General features: G+C 65.2%; 29 protein-coding genes. 10 read left to right on the forward strand and 19 right to left on the reverse strand.

The window, feature by feature from the left end:
• Positions 1-6: 6 nt before the first annotated feature.
• The 4 genes from mltG to aspS form a co-directional block, all read right to left on the reverse strand.
• Positions 7-981 carry an endolytic transglycosylase MltG gene (mltG, locus tag LC060_RS12160; RefSeq protein ID WP_413465113.1) on the reverse strand — a complete coding sequence of 325 codons (975 nt, stop codon included), beginning with the start codon at positions 979-981 and terminating at the stop codon, positions 7-9.
• A 31-nt stretch (positions 982-1012) separates the two neighbouring features.
• Positions 1013-2272 (reverse strand): beta-ketoacyl-ACP synthase II, encoded by a 1260-nt coding sequence (gene fabF, locus LC060_RS12165; RefSeq protein WP_226635917.1) that lies wholly within the window; start codon positions 2270-2272, stop codon positions 1013-1015.
• 133 nt (positions 2273-2405) lie between these two features.
• Positions 2406-2642: an acyl carrier protein gene (locus tag LC060_RS12170; RefSeq protein WP_028657713.1), complete on the reverse strand. Its 237-nt coding sequence runs from the start codon at positions 2640-2642 to the stop codon at positions 2406-2408.
• A gap of 184 nt (positions 2643-2826) precedes the next feature.
• The gene (gene aspS / locus LC060_RS12175) at positions 2827-4620 is read right to left on the reverse strand and encodes an aspartate--tRNA ligase (RefSeq protein ID WP_226635919.1); all 1794 of its coding nucleotides are present in this window, start codon (positions 4618-4620) and stop codon (positions 2827-2829) included.
• A gap of 170 nt (positions 4621-4790) precedes the next feature.
• Here aspS and LC060_RS12180 point away from each other — a divergent pair, with 170 nt between their 5' ends.
• From LC060_RS12180 to LC060_RS12190, 3 genes are all read left to right on the forward strand, one after another.
• Complete coding sequence (locus LC060_RS12180; protein ID WP_226635920.1) at positions 4791-5804, forward strand: hypothetical protein; 1014 nt, start codon at positions 4791-4793, stop codon at positions 5802-5804.
• A 75-nt stretch (positions 5805-5879) separates the two neighbouring features.
• Positions 5880-7130: a ribonuclease D gene (gene rnd / locus LC060_RS12185; protein WP_226635921.1), complete on the forward strand. Its 1251-nt coding sequence runs from the start codon at positions 5880-5882 to the stop codon at positions 7128-7130.
• Positions 7127-8023 carry a hydrogen peroxide-inducible genes activator gene (locus LC060_RS12190; protein ID WP_039394162.1) on the forward strand — a complete coding sequence of 299 codons (897 nt, stop codon included), beginning with the start codon at positions 7127-7129 and terminating at the stop codon, positions 8021-8023. Before rnd ends, LC060_RS12190 begins: the two co-directional genes overlap by 4 nt.
• Positions 8024-8030: 7 nt before the next feature.
• Here the strand turns inward: LC060_RS12190 and LC060_RS12195 are convergent, their stop codons facing one another.
• A complete protein-coding gene (locus LC060_RS12195; protein ID WP_226635922.1) occupies positions 8031-9179 on the reverse strand; it encodes an MFS transporter in 1149 nt (382 codons plus the stop codon).
• A 182-nt stretch (positions 9180-9361) separates the two neighbouring features.
• Positions 9362-9955, reverse strand: coding sequence for a CDP-diacylglycerol--glycerol-3-phosphate 3-phosphatidyltransferase (pgsA, locus tag LC060_RS12200; RefSeq protein WP_226635923.1), 594 nt, complete (start codon positions 9953-9955; stop codon positions 9362-9364).
• A 122-nt stretch (positions 9956-10077) separates the two neighbouring features.
• Here pgsA and LC060_RS12205 point away from each other — a divergent pair, with 122 nt between their 5' ends.
• Positions 10078-11385: an MFS transporter gene (locus LC060_RS12205; protein ID WP_226635924.1), complete on the forward strand. Its 1308-nt coding sequence runs from the start codon at positions 10078-10080 to the stop codon at positions 11383-11385.
• Here the strand turns inward: LC060_RS12205 and LC060_RS12210 are convergent.
• The 3 genes from LC060_RS12210 to LC060_RS12220 all read right to left on the reverse strand — a co-directional run bounded on the left by LC060_RS12210 (position 11382) and on the right by LC060_RS12220 (position 12525).
• Positions 11382-11609, reverse strand: coding sequence for a hypothetical protein (locus LC060_RS12210; RefSeq protein WP_226635925.1), 228 nt, complete (start codon positions 11607-11609; stop codon positions 11382-11384). The genes LC060_RS12205 and LC060_RS12210 overlap by 4 nt on opposite strands.
• Before the next feature lie 171 nt (positions 11610-11780).
• Positions 11781-11963 carry a CsbD family protein gene (locus LC060_RS12215; protein WP_039394171.1) on the reverse strand — a complete coding sequence of 61 codons (183 nt, stop codon included), beginning with the start codon at positions 11961-11963 and terminating at the stop codon, positions 11781-11783.
• A 148-nt stretch (positions 11964-12111) separates the two neighbouring features.
• Positions 12112-12525, reverse strand: a complete 414-nt coding sequence (locus tag LC060_RS12220) for an EVE domain-containing protein (protein WP_226635926.1) — start codon at positions 12523-12525, stop codon at positions 12112-12114.
• Between the two features lie 82 nt (positions 12526-12607).
• Between LC060_RS12220 and LC060_RS12225 the strand changes: the two genes are divergently transcribed.
• The 6 genes from LC060_RS12225 (at position 12608) to LC060_RS12250 (ending at position 19084) form a co-directional block, all read left to right on the forward strand.
• Positions 12608-13543: an isopenicillin N synthase family dioxygenase gene (locus LC060_RS12225; RefSeq protein ID WP_226635927.1), complete on the forward strand. Its 936-nt coding sequence runs from the start codon at positions 12608-12610 to the stop codon at positions 13541-13543.
• A gap of 111 nt (positions 13544-13654) precedes the next feature.
• Entirely contained in the window at positions 13655-15355 is a 1701-nt protein-coding gene (locus tag LC060_RS12230) for a putative bifunctional diguanylate cyclase/phosphodiesterase (protein ID WP_226635928.1), read from the forward strand.
• Positions 15356-15439: 84 nt separating this feature from the next.
• On the forward strand, positions 15440-16276 hold the full coding sequence (gene dapF / locus LC060_RS12235; RefSeq protein ID WP_226635930.1) for a diaminopimelate epimerase: 837 nt from the start codon (positions 15440-15442) through the stop codon (positions 16274-16276).
• Complete coding sequence (locus LC060_RS12240; RefSeq protein ID WP_226635931.1) at positions 16273-17451, forward strand: MiaB/RimO family radical SAM methylthiotransferase; 1179 nt, start codon at positions 16273-16275, stop codon at positions 17449-17451. The genes dapF and LC060_RS12240 overlap by 4 nt, the downstream gene beginning before the upstream one ends.
• Positions 17448-18410, forward strand: coding sequence for a signal recognition particle-docking protein FtsY (ftsY, locus tag LC060_RS12245; RefSeq protein ID WP_226635933.1), 963 nt, complete (start codon positions 17448-17450; stop codon positions 18408-18410). The genes LC060_RS12240 and ftsY overlap by 4 nt, the downstream gene beginning before the upstream one ends.
• The gene (locus LC060_RS12250) at positions 18410-19084 is read left to right on the forward strand and encodes an inner membrane-spanning protein YciB (protein WP_226635935.1); all 675 of its coding nucleotides are present in this window, start codon (positions 18410-18412) and stop codon (positions 19082-19084) included. The genes ftsY and LC060_RS12250 overlap by 1 nt, the downstream gene beginning before the upstream one ends.
• A 21-nt stretch (positions 19085-19105) precedes the next feature.
• Here the strand turns inward: LC060_RS12250 and LC060_RS12255 are convergent, their stop codons facing one another.
• The 10 genes from LC060_RS12255 to ccmC form a co-directional block, all read right to left on the reverse strand.
• Positions 19106-19354, reverse strand: coding sequence for a YrhK family protein (locus LC060_RS12255; protein ID WP_052322575.1), 249 nt, complete (start codon positions 19352-19354; stop codon positions 19106-19108).
• 48 nt (positions 19355-19402) lie between these two features.
• Complete coding sequence (locus tag LC060_RS12260; protein WP_226635936.1) at positions 19403-19897, reverse strand: DUF2938 family protein; 495 nt, start codon at positions 19895-19897, stop codon at positions 19403-19405.
• A gap of 8 nt (positions 19898-19905) precedes the next feature.
• A complete protein-coding gene (locus LC060_RS12265; RefSeq protein ID WP_226635938.1) occupies positions 19906-21876 on the reverse strand; it encodes a potassium transporter Kup in 1971 nt (656 codons plus the stop codon).
• A 92-nt stretch (positions 21877-21968) separates the two neighbouring features.
• A complete protein-coding gene (locus LC060_RS12270; RefSeq protein WP_226635940.1) occupies positions 21969-22679 on the reverse strand; it encodes a tetratricopeptide repeat protein in 711 nt (236 codons plus the stop codon).
• A complete protein-coding gene (locus LC060_RS12275; protein ID WP_226636535.1) occupies positions 22676-23092 on the reverse strand; it encodes a cytochrome c-type biogenesis protein in 417 nt (138 codons plus the stop codon). The genes LC060_RS12270 and LC060_RS12275 overlap by 4 nt, the downstream gene beginning before the upstream one ends.
• Positions 23093-23124: 32 nt before the next feature.
• Positions 23125-23694 carry a DsbE family thiol:disulfide interchange protein gene (locus LC060_RS12280; RefSeq protein WP_226635941.1) on the reverse strand — a complete coding sequence of 190 codons (570 nt, stop codon included), beginning with the start codon at positions 23692-23694 and terminating at the stop codon, positions 23125-23127.
• Positions 23691-25658 (reverse strand): heme lyase CcmF/NrfE family subunit, encoded by a 1968-nt coding sequence (locus tag LC060_RS12285; RefSeq protein WP_226635943.1) that lies wholly within the window; start codon positions 25656-25658, stop codon positions 23691-23693. Before LC060_RS12285 ends, LC060_RS12280 begins: the two co-directional genes overlap by 4 nt.
• Entirely contained in the window at positions 25655-26107 is a 453-nt protein-coding gene (gene ccmE / locus LC060_RS12290) for a cytochrome c maturation protein CcmE (protein ID WP_226635945.1), read from the reverse strand. The genes LC060_RS12285 and ccmE overlap by 4 nt, the downstream gene beginning before the upstream one ends.
• A 5-nt stretch (positions 26108-26112) precedes the next feature.
• Positions 26113-26253 carry a hypothetical protein gene (locus LC060_RS12295; protein ID WP_199904437.1) on the reverse strand — a complete coding sequence of 47 codons (141 nt, stop codon included), beginning with the start codon at positions 26251-26253 and terminating at the stop codon, positions 26113-26115.
• Between the two features lie 16 nt (positions 26254-26269).
• Positions 26270-26998: a heme ABC transporter permease CcmC gene (ccmC, locus tag LC060_RS12300; protein WP_226635946.1), complete on the reverse strand. Its 729-nt coding sequence runs from the start codon at positions 26996-26998 to the stop codon at positions 26270-26272.

A 26998-nucleotide genomic window follows, 5' to 3' on the forward strand; every position in this document is an offset into this window, starting at 1 on the left:
ATGCGCTCAGATCTCGCCGCGCTTGCGCCGGATCTCGAACCACTTCTTCACGTTCTCGTTGTGCGCTTCGAGAGTGGATGCGAAGACGTGTCCACCCGTTCCGTCCGCGACCATGTAGAGCGCGTCGGTCTCGGCCGGGTGCAGTACCGCCTCGATCGAGGCGCGGCCCGGATTGCAGATCGGGTGCTTGGGCAGGCCTACCATGGAGTAGGTGTTGTAGTCGTTGATCGCCTGGATCTCGGACTGGCGGATGCGCCGCCCCAGCGGCTTACCCTTGGTAATGGGGTAGATGATCGTGGGGTCGGCCTGAAGCAGCATCCCCTGCTTCAGACGGTTGGAGTAGAGCCCGGCCACGACAGTGCGCTCCTGCGCCTTGGCCGTTTCCTTCTCCACAATGGAGGCCAGCACTAGCGCTTCCTCGGGCGTCTTCACGACAAGATCGGGGGCGCGCTTTTCCCAGAGCTCGGCCAGGGTACGGCGCATACCCGCCTGCATCTTGCGCAGGACGTCGGCGCGCGCATCGCCTTTCTGGATATCGTAGGTGGCAGGAAGGACCGAACCTTCTTCAGGCACGGCAAGCTCGCCGGTCAAGGCCTCCTGCGCCATCAGGCGCTCGTAGACCATGATCGAGGGCATGCCTTCCGGGATCATGACCTGGCGACGCACGACGTCATCGCTGGTGATGATCGCCAGGACCCGCGAGGGACTGGCGTGGGCGGGGATCACGAATTCCCCCGCCTTGATCGCGCCGCCGCCCCCGAAGAGGCGCGCGCGCAGGGCGAACCCATCGCCCGAGCGCACCACGCCCTCGTCCTGAAGCTTGTCGGCCACGGCCGAAAGGCTGGCGCCATTGGGGACCACGAAGGCGGAATCCTTCGCGAGCGGGCCGGAACCAAACCAGCCGCCCACGACGTTCCACATCACGATCCCCGCCACCAGGACGAGCGCTGCCACGAGGGCATACCTGCGCCGTGACATCATGAGGGTTCTTCCCCGAAGCCCGCGCGGAAGGTCAGTCGACCTTCTTCATGATCAGGCTGGCGTTGGTACCGCCAAACCCGAAGCTGTTGTTGAGCACGGCGCGCACTTCGCGCGAACGTGCGACCTTGGGGACCAGGTCAACGCCTTCGCAACCTTCCGAAGGAGTGTCGAGATTGAGCGTAGGAGGCACGATCTGGTCACGCATCGCCAGGATGCAGAAGATCGATTCGACCGCGCCCGCGCCGCCAAGGAGGTGGCCGATGGCCGACTTGGTCGAGCTCATCGAGACGCTGTCCATGGCTTCGCCGAAGAGACGGCGCACCGCGCCCAGCTCGATGGTGTCGGCCATCGTCGAGGTGCCGTGAGCGTTGATGTAGTCGATGTCGGCCGGCGTCATGCCCGCCTTCTTGAGGGCCGCAGCCATCGAACGGTAGGCGCCGTCCATCTCCGGGTCCGGAGCGGTCACGTGGTAGGCATCGCCCGAAAGGCCGTAGCCCACGACTTCGGCGTAGATCTTCGCCCCGCGCGCCTTGGCGTGCTCGTACTCCTCAAGGACGAGGACGCCCGCGCCCTCACCCATGACGAAGCCGTCGCGGTCCTGGTCGTAGGGGCGGCTAGCCTCTTCAGGACGGTCGTTGTAGCTGCAGTTGAGCGCGCGCGCCTGGGCGAAGCCGGCAATGCCAATCGGGCAGATCGTGCTTTCCGCACCGCCCGCCAGCATGATGTCGGCGTCGTCGTCCTTGATCATGCGCGCGGCATCGCCGATCGAGTGCGCGCCGGTCGAGCAGGCGGTGACGACCGCGTGGTTCGGGCCCTTGAGGCCGTACTTGATCGAGACCTGACCCGAGATGAGGTTGATGAGACGGCCGTGCACGAAGTGCGGCGAAACGCGGCCCGGGCCACGGTTGGCGAGCACGAGCGATTCGCTCTCGATACCGGGGAGACCGCCGATACCCGAGCCGATCGAGCAGCCCGCACGCAGCTTGGTCTCTTCGTCCATCTCGACAAGGCCGGCGTCTTCAAGCGCCTGGCCCGCGGCATCGATGCCGAAGACGATGAAGGGATCGACCTGGCGCTGGATCTTGGGATCCACGCGCTTGCTGGCATCGAACCCGTACTCGTGATCCGCGGGCTTGACCTCGCAGGCGATCTGGCACTTCTGATCCGACGCATCGAACTTGGTGATGGGCCCCGCCCCGCTCTTGCTGGCGAGGATGTTCTTCCAGGTCGTTTCCACGTCAGCGCCCAGCGGGGTGACGAGGCCAAGTCCGGTTACGACGACACGACGCATTCCAATGCTCTCCGAAACGGCGACAGGCCCGCCCCCTTAGAGGTCGAGCCTGTCAAATTCAATCCAATTGCCCACAAACCGGCGATGGTCCGCCCTGAAAGGACGTTACCGGGACGCTGCGGGCGGGCCGGGATCAGCCCTTGTTCTCGTCGATGTACTTGATCGCATCCGAGACGGTGCTGATCTTTTCAGCGGCATCGTCCGGGATTTCGACGCCGAATTCTTCTTCGAACGCCATGACCAGCTCGACGATGTCGAGCGAATCGGCACCCAGATCATCGATGAAGCTTGCATCTTCGGTGACCTTGTCGGCTTCCACACCGAGGTGCTCGACGACGATCTTCTTAACCCGATCGGCGGTATCGCTCATTTGTATAGACCCCTTCAGAAAGCGGAGGATTAATCTTGGTTGCTTGACGCCCTAGTTCCTAGGGCGCTGGCTGGCAAGTGCCGCCACAGCACGGGCACCGCACTTGTCCCAAGTGCGACGCCTTTGCAAGGGTGAAAGACCCTCACGGCGCCGCAAGCTCGGTTTTTGCGTCGTTTTTCGCCGATCAGGCGCCCGGCTTGGGCTGGGGCTCGACGACGCGCATGTGCAGTTCGCGCAACTGACGCGATTCCGCAGGCGTCGGCGCGCCCATGAGGAGATCCTCGGCGCGCTGGTTCATCGGGAACAGCGAGATTTCGCGCAGGTTCTGCGCCCCGCACAGCAGCATCACGATGCGATCGACACCGGCGGCCATGCCGCCGTGCGGCGGGGCGCCGTACTGGAAGGCGCGGTAGAGACCGCCGAAGCGCTCTTCCACGTCGTCCTTGGTCAGGCCCACCTTCTCGAAGGCGGCAACCATCAGTTCGGGATCCTGGTTACGGATCGAGCCCGAGGCGATTTCGAAGCCGTTGCACACGAGGTCGTACTGGTAGGCCTTGATCGTAAGCGGATCCTGGCCTTCCAGTGCTTCCATGCCGCCCTGCGGCATCGAGAACGGGTTGTGCGCGAAGTCGACCTTCTTGTTGTCTTCGTCCCATTCGTAGAATGGGAAATCGACGATCCAGCACAGATCGAAGCGATCCTTGTCGATGAGGTCGAGCTGCTCGGCGACGCGGGTACGCGCAAGGCCTGCCAGCTTGGCGGCCTGCTCGGGCTTGCCCGCAGCGAAGAAGACGCCGTCGTTCTCGCCAAGGCCGAGCGCCTCGATAAGGGCCGCGGTTTTTTCCTCGCCATGGTTCTTGGCGATCGGACCACCGGGCTTACCGTCCTTGATGTTGATGTAGCCAAGGCCCGAGAAGCCCTCGCCGCGCGCCCAGTTGTTCATCTCGTCGAAGAACTTGCGGCTGCCTGCGCCCGCGCCGGGAGCCGGGATCGCGCGGATCACGCCGCCCCCGCCAACGATGCTGGCAAAGATGCCGAAGCCCGATTCGACGAAGTGCTCGGTCACGTCCTTGATGAGGATCGGGTTGCGCAGGTCCGGCTTGTCCGAACCATAGTCAAGCATCGCCTGGGCGTAGGGAATGCGACGGAATTCGCCCGAAGGCGTCACCGGCTTGTCCCCTGCGAACGCCGCGAAGATGCCCTGCATGACCGGCTCCATCGTCTCCCAGATCTCTTCCTGGGTGACAAAGCTCATCTCGAGGTCGAGCTGGTAGAACTCGCCCGGCAGACGGTCGGCGCGCGGGTCCTCGTCGCGGAAGCACGGCGCGATCTGGAAGTAACGGTCGAAGCCAGCCACCATGAGCAGTTGCTTGTACTGCTGGGGCGCCTGCGGGAGCGCGTAGAACTTGCCCGCGTGGATGCGGCTCGGCACGAGGAAGTCGCGCGCGCCTTCGGGCGAGGACGCGGTCAGGATCGGCGTCGAGAATTCGGTGAAGCCGATGCCTTCCATGCGGCGGCGCATGTCCGAGATAATCTGGGTGCGCTTGACGATGTTCGCGTGCAGCGTCTCGCGGCGCAGGTCGAGGAAGCGGTACTTGAGGCGAATGTCCTCCGGGTACTCCTGCTCACCGGCGACCGGCATCGGCAATTCGGCGGCCTTGCCCAGCACCGTCACCGAACGGGCGTAGACCTCGATCTCGCCGGTGACGAGGTTGGGGTTCACCGTCTCGGGGGTGCGCGCCTTGACGGTGCCCTCGATGGTGACGACCGATTCCAGACGCAGCGCGTCGAGGATCTCGAGTGCGGGGCTGTCGCTGTCGGTCACGACCTGGGTCATGCCGTAGTGATCGCGCAGGTCGACGAACAGGACGCCGCCGTGGTCGCGCTTGCGATGGACCCAACCCGACAGGCGGACCGTCTGGCCGACCTCGGTCGCCGTCAGGGCGCCGCAGGTGTGGGAACGATAGGGATGAGTCATGGCGTCAGGCTTCTTCTTCGCGAAAAACTAAGAGTTCAGGCCGCGTCCCCTAGTCGAGTGGCGCGCCGATTTCCAGACACCGATTGACCCTGCGCAAAAGGTTATCCGCGTAACTCGGTATAAACCATTATAACCTAATTGCCTCAGGCTCGGGTCGAATGGAGAACACGATGTTGGCAGAGGTCACGATTGACAGCGCGGAAAACAAGGCTTTTCGACGCTCGATCGAGGACATGGTGCGCAGCCAGCGCGCGGATGAAGCGGCCGATATGCTACGGGACATGCTGTCAGGTGTGTGCTCGGCGCAAGGCCCCCTCCCCGCCGAATTCCTGAATACACGGCCCGAAGCGATCTCGTTCACGGGCTGGAATCTCCTGGCTGACGCGATCTGGAAGCTGGACCAGTGCGGCGAGCCGGTCTCGGCCGTCAGCCTCGACCTCGATCCGCACACCATCAGCGAGGAGGACGGTGAGCCGGTCCTTGCCACCCGCTTCTTCTTCGACACTTCCTGGCCCTTCTCCGAATGCACCCGAGAGGAACTGCTCGAAGGCTTCAACGACTACGGATCGGCCTGGCACAACGACCACGCCGATGCCGAAGAACGCGTCGTCGGTATCGACGGCCTTGGCACCATGGCCGATGCTCTGGCCGCGCTGCACATGGCCAACGCCGCGCGCGAGACGCCGAATGCCACCGCTCTCCAGGCCGAGTTGCTCGGCACGCTTTACATGGGCGTGCTGTTCCACCTCGCCGTCGAGGACAAGGCCCGCCGCACCGCCCTGCCGCGCCGCATGGCCCTCCTCGCGGTAAGCGAAAGCCCCTTTGCGGCCCTCTCCACCCCGGTCCTTGCCAATTGCGACGCGCCCGAGGCGCCGAGCATTCCGGAACCCTTTGAAGGCTCCGCGCCCCCCTTGGGCACCTACGACGAGGACGCGGAAGAGGAGGACTTCGAGAACGAGGGCGAAGACCATGCCGACACGATGGCCGCGCTTCTTTCGCCCTCCTATTCCGGTGACGTGCAAGGCACCGCTCCGGGCGATGACCCCGAGGCCTGGCACCTGCCGCCCCCGGGCATCCACACAACCGGCACGCAGCTGCGCCGCAAGCTGGTGACCGAGGAAAGTATCTCCGAGCTCGCCGAATCGGCCCGTCCGGGACTCCTTGCCCGCCTGTTTCGCCGTTAATAATCGCAAACAAACGCGAAACGGGGCATCGCTGGCGTTGATCCCTTCGCGTGTTCAGCGTAACGCCGCATGCAAATGAAGATACACACCCTGATCACGGACAGCGACGAGCTCGCCCAACTGTGTGACCGCCTGGCAAAGTCCGACTTTGTCGCGGTCGACACCGAGTTCATGCGCGAAAACACCTACTGGCCCGAGCTTTGCCTCGTCCAGATCGCCAACACCGAGGAAGCCGCCGCGATCGACCCGCTCGCCAGCGGGCTCGACATGACGCCGCTCTACGAGCTGCTCACGGACAACCACGATGTCCTCAAGATCTTCCATGCCGGCGGGCAGGACGTCGAGATCATCTTCAACGCGACGGGCAAGACCCCCTCGCCGATCTTCGACACCCAGATCGCAATGATGGCGATCAGCCAGTCGGAACAGATCGGCTATTCCAACCTCGTCGAATCCTGGCTGGGCCTCACCATCGACAAGGGCGCGCGCTTCACCGACTGGTCGCGCCGCCCGCTGACCGAGCGCCAGATCGAATATGCCATCGGCGATGTCACCCACCTCTCGAAGATCTTCCCCAGGATCCTCAAGCGCCTGATCAAGACGGGCCGCGGCATGTGGCTGAACCAGGAAATGGAAAAGCTGGCCGATCCGGACAACTATCGGAACGACCCGACGCTGGCCTGGCGGCGGATCAAGGCCGCGGGCCGCAATCCGCAGATGCTCGGCCGCCTGAAGGCCATCGCCGAGTGGCGCGAGATGGAAGCGCAGGGCAAGAACATTCCGCGCGGGCGCATTGCCCGTGACGAGACGCTTGCCGACCTTGCGAGCCATCCGCCCAAGCAGCAGTCCGACCTCGCCAAGGTGCGCGGCCTCTCGCAAGGCTGGCGCGACAACGACATCGGCAAGCGCCTGATGAACACCATCGCCAAGGCCCAGCCGCTCGGCGACGACGAAATGCCCCCGCGCCAGCAGCGCGGCGCGCCGCTCGGCAAGGAAGGCGCGCTGGTCGCCGACCTCCTGAAGCTGCTTCTCAAGATTCGCGCGCGCGAGATCGACGTTGCCGCCCGCCTCCTCACCCGTAGCGACGAACTGGAGATGCTCGCCTCGGGTGTGCGCAAGAACCTGCCGATTCTGGAAGGCTGGCGCTACGAGGTGTTCGGCAAGGACGCGCTCGAACTGGTCGAGGGGCGCCTGGGCTTCGCGGTCGAGAAGGGCCGCCTCAAGATGACCCGGGTCAGCGAGGACGAGGAAATCTTCGCCACCGCCGGCGCGGACGAGGCGGGCGACGATGACACCGATGAGAGCGGGGACGACAGCGAATCATGACGGTCTACCAGCCGACACTGAAGCAGCTTCAGTATCTGGTTGCCCTGCATGAACATGGACATTTCGGCCGTGCGGCCGAAGCCTGCTACGTCTCACAGTCGACGCTCTCGGCGGGGCTGCGGGATCTGGAAACCCTGCTCGACGTGACCCTGGTGGAGCGCACCAAGCGTGCGGTGCGCTTCACGCCGCTGGGCAACACGGTGGTCGAGAAGGCCCACCGCATCCTGCGCGAGACCGAGGAACTGTCCGAACTCGTCCAGTCGAGCGGCAAACCGCTCTCGGGCGAGGTGCGCATGAGCGTGATCCCGACAATCGCGCCGTTCCTGCTCCCGCGCATGTTGCCGCGCCTGCGCCGTGAACGCCCCAATCTCAAGCTCTTCCTGCGCGAGGAACCCAGCCAGGCCGCGATCGAGTCGCTGCACCATGGCCGGGCCGACTGCGTGCTCCTGGCTCTTCCCTACCCCACCGGCGAGGTGGAGCAGGAGACGATCGAGCTCGACGCCTTTTTCGTGGCCTTCCCGGCCGACGATCCGCGCGACCCACCCCAGGAAGTGGGCCCCGACATCATTGATGAAAACCGCCTCCTCCTGCTGGAGGACGGGCACTGCCTCAAAGACCACGCGCTCGCCGCCTGCAACCGGCCCGAGTTGCGCGCCTCTGCCACGATGATCGGCACCTCACTGCACACGCTGGTGCAGATGGTCGACAATGGCCTTGGTCTCACGATGCTACCCGAAATGGCGCTTGATGCCGGGATCCTCAACGGCACCAACGTGGTCGCCCGCCCGCTGATCTCGGCCAACGCCAACCGCGAGATCGCGCTGGTCTGGCGCAAGAATTCGCCGCGCTCGGACGAATTCCGGATGTTGGCGGATGAGCTGCGCGCGGGCTGACCGGGCCTTATTGCTCCGTTGACGGGGCCTTGCCGCTGGTGAACTGAAGCGCGACGCAGCACAGGCTGATCGCCGCGCCAAGCATACACACCCCCGCCCAGCCCAGATGCGTCCAGCACGCCATCGCCGCCGCCGAAGCAAGACCACCGGCCACGAACATCGCGGTCATGTAGATCGTGTTGATGCGTGAGCGCGCTTCGGGCTTCAGTGCGAAGATCACGCTCTGGTTGGAGATCTGGCTCGACTGCACCCCAAAATCGAGCGCGATGACGCCGAGCATCACACCCGCGAGGCCATCCCAGAGCCCGAAGATCGCCCAGGAGGCGAGCGAAATGCAGGCCGCAGCGGCGATCACCTGTCGCGGCCCCCGGCTATCGGCGATGCGCCCCGCGACAGGCGCGGCAAGAACGCCGACCACACCCAGGATGCCGAAAAGACCCGCCACCTGCGGCCCGAACCCGAAGCGCGCCTCCAGCCGGAAGGCCAGGATCGACCAGAAGACCGAGAACACGCCGAACTGGCAGCACTGGATTGCCGTTGCTCGCCGAAGCCCGGGAAATTCGCGCCAGAGCCCGACAAGTGAGCCGAGCGTTGCACGGTAGCTCGTACCTGCCGTTTCGGGCGCGCTGCGTGGCAGGCGCAGCGCCACCATTGCCGCCGTCCCCAGGGCCAGGGGGACCGCAATCCAAAACATCGCGCGCCAGCCCAGATGCTCGGCCACGAACCCGGCCAGCGTGCGGCTGAGCAGGATACCGCAAAGCAGGCCCGCCATGACGACGCCGATCACATGGCCACGCCGCTCGGGAAGCGCGAGGCTGGCGGCCATCGGGATGATCTGCTGCGCCACCGAGGCAAAGATGCCCACGATCAGTGAGGCGATCAGGACAAGCGCCCCACCCTGCGCCAGCGCAACGCCCGCACAGGCCACCGCCAGCCCGAGACACTTCCACAGGACCAGTTGGCGCCGCTCGAACAGATCGCCCAGCGGGACAAGGAAAAGAAGCCCCAGCGCATACCCGATCTGGGTGGCCGTCGGCACATAGGCCACCCGCCAATCGGCAAGATCGCCATGCATCTGCTCGAGCATGGGCTGGTTGTAGTAGAGATTGGCCACGGTTAGGCCCGCAGCCAGCGCCATCACCGCAACGACACTCACCGACAAAGGCGCGTGATGCTCTCGAGCAGAATGGGAAGGCGAGGAAATGGCAGGGCTCCGCGAACGTGCAGGGACCAGTGAGCCCCAGGATCGAGGTCGAGCCCTAGGCCCGCGCCACCTCTCGCCGCGAATGCAACGAACGCACGCCCTTGCGCGTGCGATGCACGTCGCGGATCCGTGCCTCAGTCCATGTGCTTGAGGCCAACGCGCAGGTAATCCCAGCCGGTGACGAGCGTCAGCACGGCCGCGCCCCACAAGGTGGTAAGACCCACGGTGTGCGGAATATTGATCGCCACGCCCGCGAAAGGCGTGTTCCACCAGGGCATCGCCTTGCCCAGGATCAGCGCGCCCAGCGAGATCATCTGGAACGTCGTCTTCCACTTGGCGAGCTTGCTGACCGGGATCGAGACCCGCAGGGGCCCCAAAAACTCGCGCAGGCCCGAGACGGCGATCTCGCGGACCAGGATGACGAGCCCGGCAATCACGTGCATGTCCCCGACGTAAGGCCCGCGCAGGATACCCTGCGCCGTGAGTACGAGGATGACCGCCGCGACCATGATCTTGTCCGCGATCGGATCGAGGAAGACGCCGAGCTTGGACACCGTCCCGCTCGAACGCGCGAGATAACCATCGAAGTAGTCCGTGATCCCCATCAGGCAGTAGAGCGCAAAGGCCAGCGCATAGCCCAGCACCCAGTCCGGCCACCACAGCAGGAAGGCGAGGAGCGGAACCGCGAAGATACGCGAAAGGGTCAGGATGTTCGGAAGCGTCAGCATATGGGCAGCCCCATAGCCGGGAATGCGGGGCGGAATAAAGTGTTGATCGGGGGTTGCGGCCTCGGCCTGCCGCTTTAAGGATCCCGTCAACCCGAACGGTGAGAGACCGGCAAGACCTTTACATGACGCAATCGACCCAACTGCTCCGCGCGCGACGCTTTCTCCCCCTCTTCGTCACGCAGCTTCTGGGCGCGTTCAACGACAACCTGTTCAAGAACGCGATGGTCCTCTTCGTGGTCTACAGCGTCTACAACTCGGAGAGCTCCGAGGCGATCTTCAGCGCGGTGGCCTCGCTGATCTTCGTTGCGCCCTTCTTCCTGTTTTCCGCACTGGCCGGACAGCTGGCCGACATGCGCGACAAGGCCGTAATCATCCGGCTCATCAAGCTGTGCGAGATCTTCATCATGCTGGTGGGCGGGCTTGGCCTTGCTCTCGCGTGGAAAGGCATCGCCCTTCACACCGTCGCAATCCCGCTGCTTCTGGTGGCGGTCTTCGCGATGGGGGTGCACTCCACCTTCTTCGGGCCGATCAAGTACGCAATCCTGCCCCAGCACCTGAAGAGCGAGGAAGTCCTCGCGGGCACCGGCCTCGTCGAAGCGGGCACCTATCTCGCGGTCCTCGCCGGCACCATCGTTGCAGGCTGGATCAGCGTCGATGCGGCGGCCATTGCGGTGATCGCGGTTGCCGTGATCGGCTACGTCTCGGGGCGCAGCGTGCCCCCGGCCCCGCCCATCGGGAAGATCGAGCCCCTCGATTTCCACCTCGTGCGCGCACCTGCCCGCCTGATCCGCGCCACCATGAGCGATCGGCGGGTCTACCTTGCCGTGTGCTCGATCAGCTTCTTCTGGGCGCTCGGCACGATCCTGTTCATCCAGTTCCCGCCGTTAGCCAAGAACATTCTGATGGCTGCCAAGGAAGTGGCGAGCCTTTTCCTGGTCATCTTCTCCATCGGCATCGCCATTGGCTCGGTGACGATCAACGCGCTTCTGAAAGGCACCGTCTCAGCGCGTTGGTCCCCGCTCTCGGTCATCGCGATGGGGGTCTGCCTCATTGGCTTCGAACTCGTGTGCGAGGCCTGGCCCGCCTACGAGGGCCCCGACGCTCTCATGGACGTGGGCACCTTCGTGGTGCAACCGCTCGCCCTCCCCCTGATGCTCGCGCTCCTGGGCGTCGCCATTGCCGGGGGAATGTTCGTCGTGCCGCTCTACGCCTTTCTCACGACATTCGTGGAAAAGTCGCAGACCGCGCGCACGATCGCGGCCAACAACGTGGTCAATTCGGGCGCGATGGTGCTGGGCGCGGGCGTGGCCATGGCGCTCAACTTCTTCGGCATGCCCATCGTCAAGCAGTTGCTGGTCGTCGCGGCCGCCTGCCTCGCCTCGGCCTGGCTGGGCTACCGGCTCTACCGCGCCGAACTCGCCGCGCGTTAGATAATGAAGGTAAAGATCGCGAGGAACGAGGCGCAATAAGCCGCGAGGAATTGCTGCCAGTCGCCGCCTTGCATCTTCCAGCGCCGCGCGGCGAGCGCCTCGTCGTCCACGGCAGGGCGCAGGTGCAACGGCACTTCAAGCACATGGGCAGGAAGAGAGCGGCGAAATGGGTGCCCGGATTGTTCGCTGGAGAGGACCAGCGCGCGACGTTTCTGGGGTCTCATGCCGCGAAGTTAGCTAACGGTTAGTTAACTATCCAGATCAAAATGGCGCACTTCCCACATCGGGACGAAAGTCTCCCACCTGGCCTGCCCACACGAAAAAGGGGCAACCTTTCGGCCGCCCCTCTTCTCATCTGGTCAAAGCCTGGCCCTGGCCAGATCGCGGTTGTTCCGTCAGACGCGGTCGCCCACGGCGCCCTTCACCTTGCCGACGCCCTGCTGGACTTCGCCCTTGCGCTCCTGGGCCTTGCCCTCGGCCTTCTGCTCGGGATCGTTGCGCGCATCGCCTGCGGCCTGCTTGGCGTTACCGGCGATCTCGTTGCCCAGACCCTTGATCGTGTCCTTCAGTTCACCCATGATAACATCTCCTTGTTTCTTCGGCACTTACCTGCCGATCTTACACAAGGACAACAGCTCGGCCGGGCGGTTTGTTCCTGCCCCGCGGACAAGGCGAGCCTTACGTGAGACAACTGGACAACCCGGCTGAACCCACTCCAGTCAAGTGTCAGTCGCCCGCCATTTCCAGGATGTGCGCCCATTCCTCGGGCCGGACCTCGCCGACCGAGAGCCGCGACAGCTTGACCAGTTCCATGTCGGCGAGCGCCGGGTCGGCCTTGATCTGCTTGAGCGTGACGCTGCGCGCCAGCTTGCGCACCGGCTTGACCTTGACCGCGGCCCACTTGCCATCAGGATCGCTCGGATCGGTAAGTCCCGCCGCGCTCACCTCGACGATCCCCACGATCTCGCGCCCCTCGTTCGAATGGTAGAAGAACGCTTCGTCACCGACTTCCATAGCGCGCAGGTTGTTGGCCGCCCGGTGGTTGCGCACCCCGTCCCAGGTCCCCTCGCCCTCGCGCACCAGGTGGCGCCAGCCATAGGCATCGGGTTCGGACTTGAGGAGCCAGTAGCGCTTTGCCATCGTATGCCTTTCCGTTTCGACTAAGGGCTTCAAAACCTTTACAGCGGCGGCATAGACGATTCTTGATGGAAATATGCAAGACATGGACCTCGCCAATATCCCCGTTCTGAGCCTCGAGGCCGACCGCGACGATCTCCCCGCCCGTATCGGCGAATCGTTCCGCACCTTCGGTTTCGCCATGATCCGCGATCACGGCATCGACCAGGACCTGATCGACCGGGCATGGGCCCTGACCCGCGAATTCTTCGCGCTGCCCGAAGAGACCAAGCGCGCCTACCACCTGGCCGGCAAGGCCGGTGCGCGCGGTTACACCCCGTTCCGCACCGAAGTCGCCAAGGGCGCAACCGAGAAGGACCTCAAGGAATTCTGGCACGTCGGGCGCGACCTTCCCGAAGGCTCGCCGCTGGCCGACAGCATGCCGCCCAACATCTGGCCCGGCGAAGTCGAAGGCTTCGAGGACACCTTCAAGACCCTGTTTGCCCGTTTCGACGCCGTGGGCGCAGAGATCCTCTCGGCCATCGCCGTCCACCTCGGCCTCGATCCGCGCTGGTTCGATCCGGCTATCGACGATGGCAATTCGGTGCTGCGCCTGCTGCACTATCCGCCCGTGGCCGAAGGGGCTGGTGGGGCCATCCGCGCCGGAGCACATGAGGACATCAACCTCATCACCCTGCTGCTTGGCGCCGAGGAAGCCGGTCTGGAGCTTCTGAGCAAGGATGGCGAATGGCTCTCGGTCGCACCGCCCGAAGGCGCCATGGTCATCAACATCGGCGACATGCTGCAGCGCCTGACCAACAACGTCCTGCCTTCAACCACGCACCGCGTGCGCAATCCCGAAGGCGAGCGCGCTGGCTACAGCCGCTATTCGATGCCCTTCTTCCTGCACCTGCGCAGCGACTTTCCCTTCGTGACGCTTCCGCAATGCATCAGCGCCGACAATCCCGACCAGTATCCCGACGTCATTACCGCGGACGACTATCTCCAGGAACGCCTCCGCGAAATCGGATTAAAATACTGAAACACCGAACATTTAGCAAAATCCTGAAGTGAACTTCCGAGGCGATTTAACCAAAACTTCAGGGGATATCCCTAGAGCTTCCGCTTCCGACGAATTCAGGGAGCTCTGGCTTTGAACGCCAAGGTCACGACGACCACAGACAACATCGACGACATCCCGGGCAGACGCACCGTGGATGTCGTTGCGTTCGGCATCGTGACGTCCGCGATTCTGCTGTTCACCGCGACCGGCAGCGTGATCGGCCCCGACGTCGTGCGCGCACTGATGGGCCAGAGCCCGGGTCCCGACCAGTTCATCCTCAACGCCTTTCTTCTCAACATCGCCATCATCATCTTCGGGTGGAGCCGTTACCGCGAGCTCAACGCCGAACTCGCCGAACGCACGCGCGAGGAAGCGGCAGCCCGTCGCCTGGCCGAAACCGACCCCCTGACCGGGTTCCTTAACCGCCGCAGCTTCGGCATGCGCGCCGATGCCATGATCGCCAAGGCCCGCGAGAGCGGACGCGCCGTGGCGCTGATGATGATCGATCTCGACAACTTCAAGCAGGTCAACGACTTCAACGGGCACGCCGCGGGCGACCAGTTGCTGCGCCAGTGCGCCGCGCGCATTCGCGAGGTGGTCCCGATCGGCAGCGCCATTGCCCGCATCGGAGGCGATGAGTTCGCCATCGCCATCGAGTACGCACCTGCCCAGAGCGGACACATCGATCGCCTCGCCGAGATCCTTCTCAAGCAGCTTGCCCGCACCATGCGCGTGGGTGACACGACGGCCGATATCACCGGCTCGCTCGGGCTTGCCTCGACCACACGCAGCCACCGCGCCGCAGAGCCTGCCGACGCACAGGCCCTGCTCGAATATGCCGACGTGGCGATGTACCACGCCAAGCACCAGGGCCGGAACTCCTTCTCCTGGTTCGAGCCGCAGATGGCCGAGGAACTGCACCTGCGCACCGAGCTGGAGGACAAGATCCGCCGGGGCATCCCCGCTGGCGAATTCGTTCCCTACTACGAACGGCAGATGGATCTGGGCTCAGGTCGCCTATGCGGCTTTGAAATGCTCGCACGGTGGCAATCCCCTGATCTAGGCCTCGTTTCTCCCGACATCTTCATCCCGATTGCCGAGGATATCGGGGCCATCGCCGAACTCTCCGAAGCGCTCATCCGACAGGCTCTCCAGGATGCAAAGGGATGGCCCCGCGAGCTCACCCTCTCGGTGAACATCTCCCCGCTCCAACTGCGTGATCCGTGGTTCGCCCAGAAGATTCTGAAACTTCTCGTCGAATCAAGCTTCCCGGCCGAGCGCCTGGAAATCGAGATCACTGAAAGCTGTCTGCACCAGAACGTGGGACAGGTCCGCTCGCTCCTGACCAGCCTCAAGAACCAAGGCATCAAGGTCAGCCTCGACGACTTCGGAACCGGTTTCAGTTCGCTCGCCCAACTGCGCAGCCTGCCCTTCGACCACATGAAGATCGACCGCAGTTTCATCGAGCGGATCGATACCGACAGGGACGCCGCCGCCATCGTGCGTGGCATTGCGATGGTGGGCGAAGGCCTGCACCTGCCGATCACGGCCGAAGGCATCGCCAATGTCCACGTCCTCAACGAACTGCGCAAACTTGGCCCGGTAAAGGGCCAGGGACACTATTTTGGTGCGCCGCGCCCCGCTTCCGAGCTCGGCGAGTGGATCAGCGCGGGAACCGCCCCGCGTGGTGAAAGCGCCCCTGTGAGTCCGGCTGCCCCGGACCACCCGCTGCGGACGCTCGACCTCGAGACAACGACCTCCAACGAAAACCGCCGATCCGGCCGCGCCTGAACACCGCATAAGGCCGGGGCGCCATCGCACGCCTCTCGATCTGAGGGCTGGACCAATCCACCCGAAATACCTAGATCGCAGCCCATGCGGATCGACTTCATCAAGATGCATGGCCTGGGCAACGATTTCGTCGTCCTGGACGCGCGCAGCCAGCCCTTGCCCGCCATCGACGGGTCCATCGCCAGTGCGCTTGCGGACCGTCACACCGGCATCGGCTGTGACCAGTTGCTGGTGCTGGAACCGAGCACTTCGGCTGACTTTCGCATGCGCATCTTCAATCCCGACGGCAGCGAAGTGGAAGCCTGCGGCAACGCCACCCGCGCGGTCGGCCTGCTCCATGGGCAAAGCGCCGCGATCGAGACGCTGGGCGGCATTGTCCACGCATCGCCCGCCGAGGCCGGGATCTCGGTCGAGATGGGAACGCCCCGCTTCGACTGGGACGCGATCCCCCTCGCCTACGCCATGGACACCCACGCCATGCCCGTCGCCTGGGAGGAGCTCGTCAACCCGAGCGCCGTCAACGTCGGCAATCCGCACGCCATCTTCTTCGTTCCCGATCCCTACGCCATCGACATGGCGCGCCTCGGCCCACTGATCGAGAACGATCCCATCTTTCCGGAACGGGTCAACGTCAACGTCGCCGGGATCACCGGGCGCGATGCCCTCACCCTGCGCGTATGGGAACGCGGCGCCGGGCTCACCCGCGCCTGCGGCACGGGTGCCTGCGCCACGGCTGTTGCGGCCATGCGGCGCGGCCTCGTCGACCGCTCGGTCAAGGTCTCGCTCCCCGGCGGCACGCTGCGCATCGACTGGCGCGAGGACGGCGTGATCGTGATGACCGGTCCTGCCACTGAAAGCTTCCGGGGCTCGTTCGCCGCCGCCGACTTCGGTCTTGGCCCCGTGGACGGGACGCACGCTTGAGCGCCGAAGTCCATTCGCTGGGCTGCCGGCTGAACCTTTCCGAGAGCGAAGACATGCGCGCGCTGCTGCGCGAGGCCGACGATCTTGTCGTCATCAACTCCTGCGCGGTCACCTCCGAGGCCGTGCGCCAGACGCGCCAGGCCATCCGCCGCGCCCGCCGGGCCCGCCCCGACGCTCGCATCGTGGTGACGGGCTGCGCCGCCGAGGTCGAGCGCGAAGCCCTCGCCGCCATGCCCGAGGTCGACGGCCTTGTCGCCAACACCGCCAAGCTCGACCCACGCGCCTGGAACGTGCCTCCTCCCACCGTGCCCGAGCGCCGCGCGGCCTATACCCGCGCCTTCGTCCAGGTGCAGAACGGTTGCGACCATTCCTGCACTTTCTGCGTGATCCCCCAAGGACGCGGCGCCAGCCGTTCGCGCACGATTGGCGAGGCCCTTGCCGACGTTGCCGTCCACCACGAACGGGGCGTCAAGGAAGTCATCCTGACCGGCGTCGATCTCACCTCCTGGGGGGAAGACCTCGAGGGCGCGCCGCGCCTTGGCGAGCTTTGTGCAGCGATTCTCGACCGCTTCCCCGAGCTGCCGCGCCTGCGCCTGTCTTCCATCGACGGGGCCGAAGTCGATCCCGTCCTGTTCGAACTTCTCGCCAGCGAGCCGCGGGTCATGCCGCACGTTCATCTCTCGCTCCAGCATGGCGATGACCTCATCCTCAAACGCATGAAGCGCCGCCACAGCCGCGCCGATGCGGTGACGCTGGTCGAGAGCCTGCGCGCGCGCCGCCCTGACCTTGCCGTGGGCGCCGATCTCATGGCCGGTTTTCCGACAGAGAACGAGGCCGCGCACGCGGCCAATCTCTCGATCATCGGCGAGCTTGGCATCGTCCATGGCCATGTCTTCCCCTTCTCCCCGCGCCCGGGCACGCCCGCCGCGCGCATGCCGCAGGTCGAGCCTGCGCTCATCAAGCGCCGGGCCCGTGAATTGCGCGAGGCGGTGTCGAAAGAACGTGCGCGCTGGCTTGCCGCGCAGGTCTCTCGCCCGCTATGGGTTCTCGCCGAAAAGGATGGTACCGGCCACGCGGAGAATTTCGCACGGGTCCGGCTGCCAGACGGGACCGTGCCGGGCACCGTGCTGTGCCTCACGCCCGCCAACGTGATCGAAGGAATACTGGAAGCATGAGCGACACCACCCCACCTGCCGGAGGGTCCGCCACGACGCAGGATGGCGACTGGTCCGACCGGCTCTTTGGCGGGTTTCGCAAGACCTCCGAGCGCCTGAGCGGGAACCTCGCCGGGATCGTGGGCGGCAACCGCCTGACCGACGCGCAGCTCGACGACCTGGAAGACGCCCTCATCATCTCGGACCTGGGCCCGCGCGCGGCCGCCCGCATCCGCGAACGCCTTGCCGAGGAGCGCTTCGAACGTGACGCAGACGAGCGCGCGATCATGGAAGTGGTTGCCCGCGAGATCGCCGACATCCTGCGCCCCGTCGCCAAGCCCCTCGACATCGTCGCCTTCCCGCGCCCGCAGGTGATCCTCACCATCGGTGTCAACGGCTCGGGCAAGACCACCACCATCGCCAAGCTTGCCCACCTCTTCCAGGAACAGGACTACGCGGTCATGCTGGCGGCGGGCGACACCTTCCGTGCGGCCGCCATCGGTCAGCTTGCGGTCTGGGCCGACCGGCTCGAGGTCCCCATCGTCAAGGGCCCCGAGGGCGGCGACCCGGCTTCAGTGGTGTTCGATGCGGTCAAGGACGCGACCGAGGACGGCACTGACGTGCTGATCGTCGACACGGCCGGGCGCCTCCAGAACAAGCGCGAGCTGATGGACGAGCTGGCGAAGATCCGCCGCGTTCTGGGCCGCCTCAACCCGGCTGCCCCGCACGATGTCGTGCTCGTGCTTGATGCCACCAACGGCCAGAATGCGCTCGCCCAGATCGAGACCTTCAAGGAAGTGGCGGGCGTCACCGGCCTCGTCATGACCAAGCTCGACGGCACCGCACGCGGCGGCGTCCTCGTGGCCGCGGCCGAGCAGTACGGCCTTCCCATCCACGCCATCGGCGTGGGCGAGAAGATCGACGACCTTCGTCCCTTCGACCCGGACCTCGTCGCCCGCGTCATTGCAGGTATCGCGTAATGGAAAGCCCGAAGGCACAGCAGGACAGCGCCACTACGGCCGAAAAGCCCAAGTCGAGCTGGATCAACCTGGTCGTCGATTTCGGCCCGCTTCTCGTCTTCTTCCTGACCTACCGCCACTTCTCACCCGAAGAGAGCGGCGATGCCATCGGCACGGTTTCGGCCGTCATCAAGGGCACCATCGCCTTCATGGGCGCGACGGTCGTCGCGCTGGGTGTCTCCAAATGGCGCCTGGGCAAGGTCTCGCCCATGCTCTGGCTGACGACGACGCTGATCCTGGGTTTCGGCACCCTCACCGTGATCTTCCGCGAGGCGATCTGGATCCAGCTCAAGCCCACAGCCGTTTACCTGATGTTCTCGGTCGTGCTCTTCATCGGACTGATGAAGGGCAAGCCGATGCTCAAGTACCTTCTCCAGTCCGCCTTCGAGGGGCTGAACGAGGAAGGCTGGATCAAGCTGTCACGCAACTGGGCCTGGTTCTTCCTGGTCCTGGCCATCGCGAATACCGTTCTGGTCTACACCGTCAGCTTCGATGCCTGGCTTCAGGCCAAGCTCTGGGGCTTCACGGTCGCCTCGTTCCTCTTCACCTTCTCGCAGCTCCCCATGGTGCTGAAGCACGGCATGGGCGAAACCGAAGCGCGCGAGGACCTTCTCGACAACCCACCGCACGACTAAGCGCAAGAGGGCATCACCCGGTCAGGGCGCGCTGCTGTCGCGCTCCAGCCGGGTGCCGCGCATGGAAAGCGTCTGCTTGAGCAGTTCGCCCAGCGCGCCGAGGAACATCAGCCCCGAACCGGCAATGAACATCCACACGCCCGCCGTCTGCCAGGCCGCCATGGCGGGCAGGAACAACACGCTCCCCACAACGAAGAGCAGGTTGCCGACAAGGCCCACCGCAATGTGGAACCAGCGAAAATCATGAACGAGCGTGCGTAGGAACTGCATGGCGCGAAACCCTAACGGCCGCCCGCGCCCCTGTCAGCCCGCGCCGTTTCAGGTGGGGCGCGTCACCAGCCCCAGCGCAAGGGCGTACTGCGCGCCCGCAAAGACCGCGTGGTTGAGCAGCATGAGCGCGATCCGGCGTCCCTGGTCGGGCGTGCGCGAGGCGAATAGGCCGCCGCCCATGCCCGGTGTCAGGATGCACAGCCCCGCAAGCGTGCTCAACCCGAAGCCGACGAGAACAAATGGGCCCGGCGACGGCGCCGCCAGGAAATCCGGGCCCCATACCAGCGGATAGGCAGCCGCGTAGACCAGACCGACAAGATAGTGGAAGGTCCAGCCAAGGGCACGTTCGCCTCGGCTTGGTATCTCGAACCCATCGCTCGTGTGGACCAATCGTCCGGCGGGCAGCCCGGAGAGCCATTGCCCGACCAGCCCCCAGTCGGCCCCGGCAATGCCGAACCAGCGCCGCAGCTGCCGCCCCCAGACATCAAGCGCGACAGTTGCGCCGATCCCGACAACGAGCGTAAAGGTCAGCGCTGTTTCCACCGCCCCGGTCAGATTTCCAGCTGGCTGCCGAGTTCGACTACGCGGTTGGTGGGCAGGCGGAAGAACACCATGGCGCTCGCCGCGTTGCGCATCATCCAGGCGAAGAGACGTTCCCGCCAGATCGCCATGCCCGGCTTCTCCGAGGCGACGAGGGTCTGGCGCGAGAGGAAGAAGCTGGTCTTCATCATTTCGAAAGGCTGGCCGCACATCTGGTTATGGGCAAGCGCTGCGGGAATGTCGGTTTCCTCCATGAAACCATAGCGCAGGGTCATGCGGTAGAAGCCCTGCCCCAGGTCCTGCACCGAGTAGCGCTCTCCCGATTCGACATAGGGCACGTCCTGGACCTCGACGGTCAGCACCACCACGCGTTCGTGCAGCACCTTGTTGTGCTTGATGTTGTGGAGGAGCGCCGAGGGCACGCCGACGTTGCTCGAGGCCATGAAGATCGCCGTACCCGGCACGCGCGCGGCGCTGCCATGCGCGCTCTTGGCAAAGACGTTGAGCGGAAGCGCAGCCTCGGTCATGCGATCGCGCATGAGGCGGCGGCCCTTGTTCCAGGTGGTGAGGAGCGTGAAGGCCACCGCACCGATCAGCAGCGGGAACCAGCCTCCATCGGGGATCTTGGTCGCGTTCGCGGCGAAGTAGGCGCCATCGACCACGAAGAAGGTCACCGCGACGGGGATCGCGATCCATAGCTTCCAGCGCCACAGGACGATCAGGAGAACCGTCATCAGGCAGGTGTCGATCAGCATCGCACCGGTCACCGCGATACCGTAGGCCGAGGCCAGGTTCGAGGAATTCTGGAAGACCAGCACCAGCACGATCACGCCGATCATCAGTGCCCAGTTCACGAAGGGAATGTAGATCTGGCCGACCTCGTGCTCGGAGGTATGACGGGTCGAAAGGCGCGGTATGAACCCCAGCTGCATGGCCTGGTGCGTGATCGAGAAGGCGCCCGATATCACCGCCTGGCTGGCAATGAAGGCGGCGCAGCTCACCAGGATCACGAGCGGCAGGCGCAGTGATTCGGGTGCAAGGTTGAAGAACGGGTTCTCCATCGCGAGCGCGGCCTGCGCGTCGTCGAGGCTGAGGATCATCGCAGCCTGCCCGAAGTAGTTGATGAGCAGGCACGGCATCACGAAACCGAACCACGACAGGCGCATAGGTCCGCGACCGAAGTGGCCCATGTCCGAATAGAGCGCCTCGGCGCCAGTCACGGCCAGGACGACCGAGCCCAGCGCCAGGAAGCCCAGCATCTTGTCGGTGAGGAAGAACTGGATCGCGTACCACGGGTTCAGCGCGACGAGCACCTCGGGCATCTGTACGAGATGGTAGATACCCAGGATCGCAAGGATCGAGAAATAGGTCACCATGACCGGCGCAAAGAGCGCACCAACCTTGGCCGTTCCGCTCTTCTGCAGCACGAAAAGGCCGACCAGGAGGATAAGCGCAATCGGCATGACGAACGGCGCGAGGTTCGACTGGACGACGGTCAGCCCCTCGACCGCGGAGAGCACGGAAACGGCGGGCGTAATCATCGAATCGCCGTAGAACAGCGCTGTCGCGAAAACCCCGAGCATGACGATGAGGCCGCCGTAGCGCGACTTCTTGATCGCGCCGGAGATGAGGGCGACGAGCGCGAGACTTCCGCCCTGGCCCTTGTTGTCCGCGCGCATGAGGATGCCCACGTACTGAACCGCCACGACAAGCGTCATCGACCAGAAGATCAGGCTGACCACGCCCAGAATGTGCAGTTCGTCGATGGCCAGCGGGTGCGGGCCCACGAAAGTCTCACGAAACGCGTAGATCGGGCTCGTGCCGATGTCGCCGAAGACGACACCGACCGCGCCGAAGGCGAGCTTCGCGACGTTTCCGGTGGAATGGCCGTGGGAACCGGATTTTCCGGCGTCGGATTGCTTCGCGGCGCCCGACGCGCTCGCCGTTCCACCGCCATTCATATCCGTAGTTGCATCACTCATTCGTGCGCCCCGTCATGGACTAGAGACCCCGTTTCGCACTCGCGGCAAGGTTGAAGGCCGTTAGCAGCATGGCAGGTGCCTAGCAATGATGCTCAATCACGCGAAGGGGCCGTTGGTTCCGCGCCTGTACCGTTGCGGGACTCCGGCTCTGCCTGCGAATCGGGTGCCGAAGCCGGCGCATTGCCCTTGATATAGGCATCGAGCCGCTGAAGTTCGGCGGCGAGTACCGGACGCCATTCGGCCTCCTCGGGCGTGCGCTCCAGGAGGTCCGCCCAGAGCTCACGCGCTTCGCCGAACTGGCCGGACTGCGCCATCGCCAACCCCAGGAAAAACGCGGGTCCCGGCGCTTTCGGGTCGGCCTTTGCGGCCTGGCGAAAGGCGTAGAGCGAAGCGGGAGTCAGGACACCTTCGGAATGGGCGACAAGCGCGTTCGCCATCGCCAGCCAGGCGTCCTCGTCCTTGGGATTTTCTTCGACCGCGCCCAAGAGGACGCGCGCCGCTTCGGCCGTCTGACCGTTGCGTGCAAAGCCATCGGCGATGACGACATAGCGATTGGTCGGCGGGATCGTGCGGTTGGTGACCTTGCCACGTGCAGCGACCAGGAACGCGGCTTCCTCGCCGCCGCCTGGGGTCACGGTGCTCGGGCTCGACGGCTGCGAGGGCGAGCCTTGCGTGACGTAGCCCGCAACACCCAGGAGCAGCGCGGCGGCCACCGCCTCGCGCCCTCCCACCGGCACTTTCAGGACGACCACAGCCAGCACGAACGCAGCCAAAACCAGCAAGGCCAGCAGGAACCAGATCATGCCTCTTCTCCTTCATGGCCCGGGCCATGTTCCTCGGCCTCACGGACCAAGGTGAAACGGCGGCGCAGCAGGAGGACCGCGATCAGCAGGAAAACAAGCGGCACAGCGAAAAGCGGCCAGGTCAGCTCGGTCAGCTGCGGTGCATAGCTCACATAGTCGCCATAGCGCTCGATCAGCCAGGAGCGGATTTCTTCAGGCGCTTCGCCCGCCTTGATCCGCTCGCGCACGAGACTGCGCATCGAGCCCGCGATCGGCGCATCCGAATCGGCGATCGACTGGCCCTGACATTGCAGGCAGCGCAGCGTCTCCATCAGATCCATGGCGGCGCGCTCCTTCGCCGGATCGTCCAGCTGACGGTAGGCGAACGGCGCGGTCGACTGCTCCTGTTGGGCGAGAGCCGGAGCGCCCAGCATGGCAACGGCGGCCAGAGCGGGAAGGACGCGCCTCACTGCCCCGCCTCCTGGATCCGGGCGATGATCACGTCGAGCTGTTCGGGCCGGATCTCACCGACGTGCTGGTAGCGAATCACGCCCTTGCCATCGACGATGTAGGTTTCGGGCACGCCCGACGAGCCCAGCGCAAGTTGCACCTGCCCATCGTCGTCCGCACCGATGCTGTCGAAGGGATCGCCGTTGGTCGCGAGGAAGCCTTCGAGGTTCTCGCGCGAATCGCGCACCGAGATGCCCTCGATCTCGACACCCGCCCGCTGCAGCTGCGCCAGTTGCGGCGCCTCTACCCGGCAGGGGATACACCAGCTGGCGAAGATGTTGACGAGGTGGACCTTGCCGTTGGCCAGCTCAGCGCTGCTGAGGCCAGGCCTTCCAGGCAGCGCGGGAGGCAGATCAAAGCTGGGCATCGGCTTGCCAACGAGCGCGCTGCGCACGGTGCGGTCGGCGGGTTTGAGAAGCCCGGTCATCACCAGAGCGACGAAGCCCACGAAGAGCGCGAGCGGGAGCCAGATCGCCCAGCGCGGCGCCTTGGCGCGGCCTTCGGGAGCCTTGCGATTCGCGCTCATGCCCGGTCCTCCCGCAGCTTCTCTTCACCTTCGCGGCGCTCGGCGATGCGATCACTCTGGACCGAGCGGCGCACATCCGTGGTAACGCGGCCGAGCAGCGCCAGCAGGCCGCCCAAGGCAATCAGGAGGCCACCCAGCCAGATCAGCGGAACCAGCGGCTTCCACCACAGACGCAGCTGCCAGCGGCCGTCCTCGCCCTCGCCGCCCAGAACGGCATAGAGCTGGCCGTTCCAGCGCGTCAGCAGCGCGGATTCGGAGGTGTTCTGCGGCGGCGCCCAGAACGTGCGCGACTGCGGGGTGAGGCGCGTAACCTTGCCGTCCGGCCCGTAGCGCACCAGCAGACGCGCCTCGAGCGCGGTCCAGTTGGGGCCTGCGACCGGCTCGATGCGGTCCAGCTTCACGCCCCACGGCCCTACCTGCGTAATCTCCCCTACCTCGACCGCGACGAGCTTCTCGGTGGAGAACGCGCTCTCGCTGCTCATGCCGACAAGCGCGACGGCGATGCCGAAGTGCGCGACCACCATGCCCCAGACCGCCAGCGGCAGGCGGCGCAAATTGCGTCCGCGCAAGGGAAGTAGGCTCGCCCAGCCAAGACCGACACCCAGCACGAGGCCGAGGAACGGCAGGAGCGCGACATCGGCCACCGCCACCAGAGCACCGCCCATGACCACCACGAGCATGGCCGGGATCACGAGGTTCTTGCCGATCCGCGCAAAGTCGTCACGCCGCCAGCGTAGCATCGGACCGATTGCCAGAACCACCAGCATGGGCACGGCGAACAGCGCACTCATCGGGTTGAAGTAGGGCGGGCCGACCGAGACCTGCGCGCCCAGAGCCTCGGCAACGAGCGGGTAGAGCGTGCCGAACAGGACGATGCCCAGAATTGCGCAGAGCAGGACGTTGTTGATGACGAGCGCGCCCTCGCGGCTCATCGGGGCGAAGCGGGCTCCCTCGCTCACCGTCGCGGCGCGCAGCGCAAAGAGGGTGAGCGCACCGCCGATGTTGATGGCGAGCAGTGCCAGGATGAAGCTGCCGCGCTCGGGATCGACCGCAAAGGCGTGAACACTGGTCAGGATGCCCGAGCGCACGAGGAAGGTGCCCACCATCGACATCGAAAACGCGACAACGCCCAGCATCACCGTCCAGGTGCGCAGCGCATCGCGCGCGGCCAGTACGCTGACCGAATGGAGCAGTGCGGTCGCGGCCAGCCAGGGCATGAGCGAAGCGTTCTCGACCGGGTCCCAGAACCACCAGCCACCCCAGCCCAGCTCATAGTACGCCCAGTAGGACCCCGCCGTGATGCCGACGGTCAGGAAAATCCAGGCCGCCAGCACCCAGGGGCGCATGGCGCGTGCGAAGGCCGGGCCGACCTCGCGGGTGACCAGCGCGCCGATGGCGAAACTGAAAGCCACCGAAAGACCGACATATCCCAGGTACAGCGTGGGCGGGTGGAAGGCGAGGCCCAGGTCCTGCAGCAGCGGGTTGAGCCCCTGCCCCTCCGCCGGGACCGGCGAGAGGCGCTCAAACGGGTTCGAGGAGAGCAGCAGAAAGGCGTAGAACCCGAGGCTCACGAAGGCCTGTCCGGCGAGCGTTGCCAGCATCGTGCGCTCGGGCAGTCGGCGCTCGATCAGCGCGACAAAACCGCCCGCAACTCCCATGACCGTGACCCACAGGAGCATTGAGCCCTCATGGTTGCCCCAGGCGCCCGCAATCTTGAAGACCAACGGCTTTAGCGAATGCGAATTGAGCGCGACCAGCTTTACAGAAAGGTCCGTGATCGCAAAGACATAGATCAGGCAGAAGAAGGCAAAGAGCGCCAGCAGGCCCTGCACCACGGCGACGGGTCGGACGACCCGGCCCAGCGCTTGCCCCTTTGCTGTGAGGCCAAGCGATCCGCCCAGAAGCTGCAATCCTGCCAATGCCGCCGCGAGCCAGAGCGCGGCCAGTCCCAGTTCCGCGATCATTTGCCCTCAGCCATCGCCTGCTGCAGCTCTTCGCCGGTCATGTCCTTCATCTCGCGCGGAACGTAGTTCTCATCATGCTTGGCAAGGAGATTGTCAGCCACGAACGTGCCATCACTCCCCATGTGGCCCTCGGCGACGACGCCCGAGCCTTCCACGAAGAGCGAGGGGACAATGCCGCGAAAAGTGACCGGCACGCGCGCCTCCTTGTCCTCGACAACGAAGGCGATGCTGACCCCGTCAGGCAGCGTGCGGATCGAGCCCTGCTCGACCATACCGCCCAGGCGCACCGCGCGTGAGGCTTCGGGCGGGCTCGCCACAATCTCACGGGGCACGTAGAAGTAACTAGCCTGGTTGCGCAACGCCCAGATCGCGAGGATCGCCGCGCCGATCAGCACGACCATCGCGACGCCGAGCAGCACGAGGCGCTGGTGCTTTGCCTTGATTGCCATCCTTGTCAGCGCTTCCTTGCCTCATCACGCCGTTTTTCAGCGCGTTTCATCGTCACAAGCGACCAGCCGACCATCGCCGCCGTCGCTCCCACGCCGATGGCGTAGGAGGCAAGGACGAAGGTCCAGGGGTCCATAGCTTCGCGCATTCTCTCCCGTCCTCTCTCAACCGGCCTGGGCCAGCGCCTTGCGGCGCAGCCGCGCCTCAGCCTGCTGGTGCGCCAGGATTGCCCGCATGCGTGCCAGCACAACGCCCGCAAAGATCAGCGTGAAGCCTGTCATCGCGATCAGGAGCGGCCACAGGAACGCCCCGGACATGGCCGAACCGCCCGTGGTGATGCTGGGGGGCTGGTGCTGGCTGTTCCACCAGATCACCGAATAGTGAATGATGGGAATGTTCACCGCGCCCACGAGGCCGAAGATGGCCGGCGCGCGGGTTCCTGCTCCGTCGGATGCCTCGCTCGCCTGCGAGAGCGCCATCCAGCCGAAGTAGAGGAACAGCAGAACCAGCATCGAAGTCAGGCGCCCGTCCCAGACCCACCAGGTGCCCCAGGCCGGACGGCCCCAGAGCGAGCCCGTCACCAGGCACACCACAGTAAAGACCGCGCCAGGCACCGCACAGGCGCGCGCGGCAATTCCGGCCAGCGGGTGGCGCCAGACAAGTTCAGTGAAGCTGGCGATCGCAATGCCGCTCCAGCCCGCCATGCCAAGCCACGCGGCGGGCACGTGCAGGTAGACGATGCGGACCGTCTCGCCCTGCAGGCGTTCGGCAGGTGCGAAGAACAGGCCCCATCCCAGGGCGGCGAGGGCGATCACGATACCTGCGCCCAGGCACAGCGGCATGAGCCAGCGTGCGATGCGCAGAAAACGGGCCGGGTTGGCGAAGCCGTGCAT

This window comes from Novosphingobium profundi, assembly GCF_020524485.1.
Lineage (GTDB): Bacteria > Pseudomonadota > Alphaproteobacteria > Sphingomonadales > Sphingomonadaceae > Novosphingobium > Novosphingobium profundi_A.